The organism is Jatrophihabitans sp. (assembly GCF_051960575.1).
In the GTDB taxonomy this organism is placed as follows: Bacteria; Actinomycetota; Actinomycetes; order Mycobacteriales; family Jatrophihabitantaceae; genus JBQCEE01.
The window spans coordinates 1-4,246 of sequence record NZ_JBQCEE010000216.1 but is presented as its reverse complement, the minus strand read 5'-3'; the positions used below and the strand labels follow the sequence as shown (position 1 = coordinate 4,246).

At 72.2% G+C, this 4,246-nt stretch carries 3 protein-coding genes and 1 pseudogene; 1 reads left to right on the top strand and 3 read right to left on the bottom strand.

All coding sequences use genetic code 11. The features are described 5' to 3' along the window. Nucleotides 1-202 precede the first annotated feature (202 nt). The 3 genes and pseudogenes from ACTHMS_RS12065 to galE all read right to left on the bottom strand — a co-directional run bounded on the left by ACTHMS_RS12065 (nucleotide 203) and on the right by galE (nucleotide 3,724). Nucleotides 203-1,450: a DUF1972 domain-containing protein gene (locus ACTHMS_RS12065; protein WP_440306911.1), complete on the bottom strand. Its 1,248-nt coding sequence runs from the start codon at nucleotides 1,448-1,450 to the stop codon at nucleotides 203-205. A 108-nt stretch (nucleotides 1,451-1,558) separates the two neighbouring features. Further along, nucleotides 1,559-2,218 (bottom strand): annotated as a pseudogene (locus tag ACTHMS_RS12060) (sugar transferase); the annotation flags it as partial. A 546-nt stretch (nucleotides 2,219-2,764) separates the two neighbouring features. Beyond that, the gene (gene galE / locus ACTHMS_RS12055; RefSeq protein WP_440306910.1) at nucleotides 2,765-3,724 is read right to left on the bottom strand and encodes a UDP-glucose 4-epimerase GalE; all 960 of its coding nucleotides are present in this window, start codon (nucleotides 3,722-3,724) and stop codon (nucleotides 2,765-2,767) included. A gap of 108 nt (nucleotides 3,725-3,832) precedes the next feature. Between galE and ACTHMS_RS12050 the strand changes: the two genes are divergently transcribed. After that, the coding region (locus ACTHMS_RS12050; RefSeq protein ID WP_440306909.1) for a phosphoenolpyruvate carboxylase at nucleotides 3,833-4,246 on the top strand (414 nt) is incomplete at its 3' end.

The following is a 4,246-nucleotide window of genomic DNA, read 5'->3' as shown; positions in this document are numbered from 1 at the left end:
TTTCATGTGAAGTTCACCCGCCGCTCCGCGCTCCGGCGGCCGGCGGCCGGACCGGTGCGGACGCACCGGTCGGGGGGGCGCGAGGCCGTGCGCACAGGGGGGGACGCCGTGCCACATCGGCCCCGCGCCGCCGATCAAGGTCCGGGGACGAACACCCGGCTTCTGGAGGACGACGCGTCTGGTGACGCGCTGCGAACGCCTGTCATCCCGCCATGCGGTGGGCGGGCAGATCGTCCGCGAGCGCATCAGCTGTAGAGGCCGGCGACGAGGGTACGGACCCGGGCGCCGACGGCAGCGGCTGCAGCTCGGTCGAGGCGCCGTGACGGCGCCCCGAGGGACGGACCGCCGCGCGACCCTCCGCACCGGCGAGCACGGTGCACAGCTGCTCGTAGCGGGAGGCGACGTCGTCCCAGTCGTAGCGCGACGCGATCGACCGCTGGGCCCGGCGGCCGCGCGCGACCGTCATCGTCAGCGAGACCTCGGCGGCCTCGATCTCGCGCGCCACGTCGGCCGCATCGCTGAAGTAACGGCCGTGGTTGAGCAGGATCTCGCGGTTGAAGTTGACGTCGTACGCGATCGTCGCCGCGCCCGCCCCGATCGCGCGCAGCAGCGAGGGGTTCGTGCCGCCGACCGAGTGGCCGTGCAGGTAGGTCGCCGCGTTGGCGTAGAGCTGGTCGAGCAGCGCCTGGTCCCACACACCGCCGAAGAAGGTGACGCGGTCGTCGGCGAGCGCGCGCACCTGCGCGGTGTACGCGTCGGCGTACGGGGCCGAGCCGACCACGACCAGCGGCAGCTGGGCGCCGCTGCGGCGGTACCCCTCGACGATGAGGTGCACGTGGTTCTCGGGCTCGAACCGTGCCACGACGAGGTGGTAGCCCTTCGGCGTCAGACCGTGCGGCGTGAGCAGCTGCGGCTCGGGTGCGGCGATGATCGGGGCGCCGTAGGCGATGAGGTCGGTCGCGGCGCCGAACTCCTCCGCGTAGTAGTCGGCGATGCCCTGCGCGTCGGCGATCAGGCGGTCGGACCAGCGGACGGCGAGCGACTCGGCGAGCCGGTAGTAGCGGCGTCCCGCGCCCTGCCACTTCGCCCGCTTCCACTCCAGACCGTCGACGTGCGTGGCCACCGGGATGCCCCGGGCGCGCAGCAGCGGGAGGAAGGGCGCGTTCGCGGCGTTGAAGACGATCGCCGCGTCCACGCGGTGCAGCAGCAGGTGCAGCACCGACAGCAGCGTGTGGCTCAGCGTCTCGAGCGACTTCCGCCGCAGCGCCGGCAGGTGCACCAACTTCATGCCCTCGTACTCGGCCGGCCGCGGCTCGTCCTTGCTCGTGCGGCAGTACACGACGACCTCGTGCCCCGCCTTCACCAGACGCAGGCCGACCTGCTCGACGCAGGTCTCGAAGCCGCCGTACCGGGCCGGCACCCCCCTGGTACCGACCAGCGCGATCCTCATGTCAACAGTCCCCCGACCTTCACCGACGCCGCCGGCGTCGTCCCCCGCTGCGGATCGGAACCCCTTCCGACCCGTTCGAACCCGCCCGTTCCCCTCGGGCGCCGTGCCTCAGTACGCGCCCGTCGCGCGGACCACCGCCCTCGCCGTCCGCAGCAGCACGACGAGGTCGAGCGCGAGCGACCAGTGGTCGACGTAATGCAGGTCGAGCGACAGGCTCTCGTCCCAGCCGAGATCGCTGCGGCCGCTGACCTGCCAGAGGCCGGTCAGACCGGGCTTGACGACCAGTCGCCGGCAGGTGCGTTCGTCGTAGCGCGCGACCTCCTGCGGCAGCGGCGGACGCGGCCCCACGAGCGACATCGACCCGGTCAGCACGTTGATCAGCTGCGGCAGCTCGTCGAGCGAGAAGCGACGCAGCACCCGACCTACCGGCGTCACACGCGGGTCACGCCGCATCTTGAACCGGTGCCCGTCGTTCTCGTTCAGCGCGAGCAACGCCTCGAGTCGGCCCTCGGCGTCGACGTACATCGAACGGAACTTCACCATCCGGAACGGGCGACCGTCGCGACCGATCCGCGTCTGGACGAAGAGGGCGGGCCCGCGGCTCGTGCAGCGCACCACCAGAGCGATCAGCACCAGCACCGGTGCCAGCAGCAGCAGACCGACGGCGGCGAGCACACGGTCCATCGCGGCCTTCACCAGCCGCCGATGACCCGTCCGCTGCGGATGCGCCGGCGACAGCGTCGCTAGCGCGACCGGCACGACCGGCACGACCATCGGCGCGCGCTGGTGGATCGGCGTCGCGGCCAGCGATCCCACCGAGGGCAGCGCGGCGCTCTCGAGCGACGTCGCGTCGAACGGCACCAGGTGCAGCGCCCGATCGACGCTGCGCTCACGTCCGGTCCCGTGGACCGACGCGGACCCACTCCCCATCGACGGCGCACGCGGTGTGCGGACGCCCAGCACAGAGCCAGGCGTCGACGATTCCCCCGCGGCGGCCGCCAGGCCACCCCTCGACATGTTTCCCCCGAGCTGTCGTCACGCCGCAGCGCGACGACTTGTCCCCCGACAAGTGTCTTCACGCTCGTGGAGGACCTCGAGGTGCGCGGTGATACGCGCTGCCCGGCGATGTCCCCCGACTCGCCCGATGACCGGCTCTTTATATCGCGTTCTACGACCGTCTGCCTAGACGGAGCGACCCGGACATCACTCCGTCACATGATCGTTACGCGTCGTACGGGCGGTTGGACCCGAATTTCGGGTTGCTCGGAGCTTGTCCCGAAGGGCGCGCGACGTCGTCCCGGACGCCCTTCCGCGTCAGCCGAGTCGCTGGTGGAAGGTCCAGGCGTCGGCGACCATCGCGTGCAGGTCCCGCGTGGGGCGCCAGCCGAGCACCTCGCCCGCCCGCTGGTTGCCGGCCACGAGTTCGGCCGGGTCGCCCGCTCGGCGCGGGGCCTCGACCACCGGCACGCTGCGGCCGGTCACGGCGCCGACGGTGTCGATCACCTGCCGCACGCTGTACCCGGTGCCGCTGCCGAGGTTCAGGACGAGATGCCGCGACGGCTCGGCCGCGGCGAGCGCACGCAGGTGGGCCTCGCCGAGGTCGACGACGTGGATGTAGTCGCGCACGCACGTGCCGTCGGGCGTCGGGTAGTCGGTACCGAACAGCGACAGGGCGGGGCCGTCGCCGGCGGCCGCGCGGAGCGCGTTCGGGATGAGATGCGTCTCGACCGGGTGCCGCTCGCCGATGAGACGGCCGCCGCCGGTCATCGCGCCGGCGACGTTGAAGTACCGCAGGCTGACCGCTGCCATGCCGAAGCAGGCGGCGTAGTCGCTCAGCAGCAGGTCGACGGCGAGCTTCGTCGCGCCGTACGGGCTGCTCGGCCGGTTCGGCGCCTGCTCGGAGATCGGGGACTCGTCGAGGTCGCCGTAGGTCGCCGCGCTCGACGAGAAGACGATGCGCGGCACACCCGCCGCGCGCATGGCGTCGAGCAGGGCCAGCGTGCCGACCACGTTGTTGCGCCAGTAGAGATCCGGATGCTGGGTCGACTCGCCGACCAATGACTTGGCCGCGAAGTGGACGACGGCGTCGACACCGTCGAGCACGCCGGCCGCATCGTCGATGCCGCCCTGCACGAACCGTGCGCCGTCGGGCACCGCGTCGGCGTGGCCGGTCGACAGATCGTCCAGCACGGTGACGTCGTGTCCCTCGTCGAGCAGTTGGGCGGTGACGACCGAGCCGATGTAGCCGGCGCCGCCGGTGACGAGGATGCGCATGGCGTCGAAACTAGGGCATGGGCGCCGGGCCCCTGGCGCGCGTCGAGCGCGGGCGTCGTGGTGTCGGCGCGCTGTTGCGGGTTTGCGCCGTCGGGAAGGATCGACGCCATGGATACCGACGCCGATGCCCTGCTGCGTGCCGACGTGCGCCGGGTCGGGCGACTGCTCGGCGAGTCGCTGGTGCGCCAGCAGGGCGCCGATGCGCTCGACCTGGTCGAGCAGGTCCGCGCCCTGACCAAGAAGAGCAAGGACGACGGCGGCACCGCCGCTCGCGAGGACGCCCGTGCGCTGCTCGCCTCGCTGCCGCTGGACACCGCCGCCGTGCTGGTGCGCGCGTTCGCGGCCTACTTCCACCTCGCCAACGTCGCCGAACAGGTGCACCGGGTGCGGTCGCTGCGGGCACGCCCCGCCGACCAGGGCTGGTTGCAGCAGGCGAAAGAAGCGGTGGCGAAGGAGCACGGCGCCGACACGCTCGCGGCGGCGATCAACGAGATGTCCGTGCGTCCTGTGTTAACCGCGCAC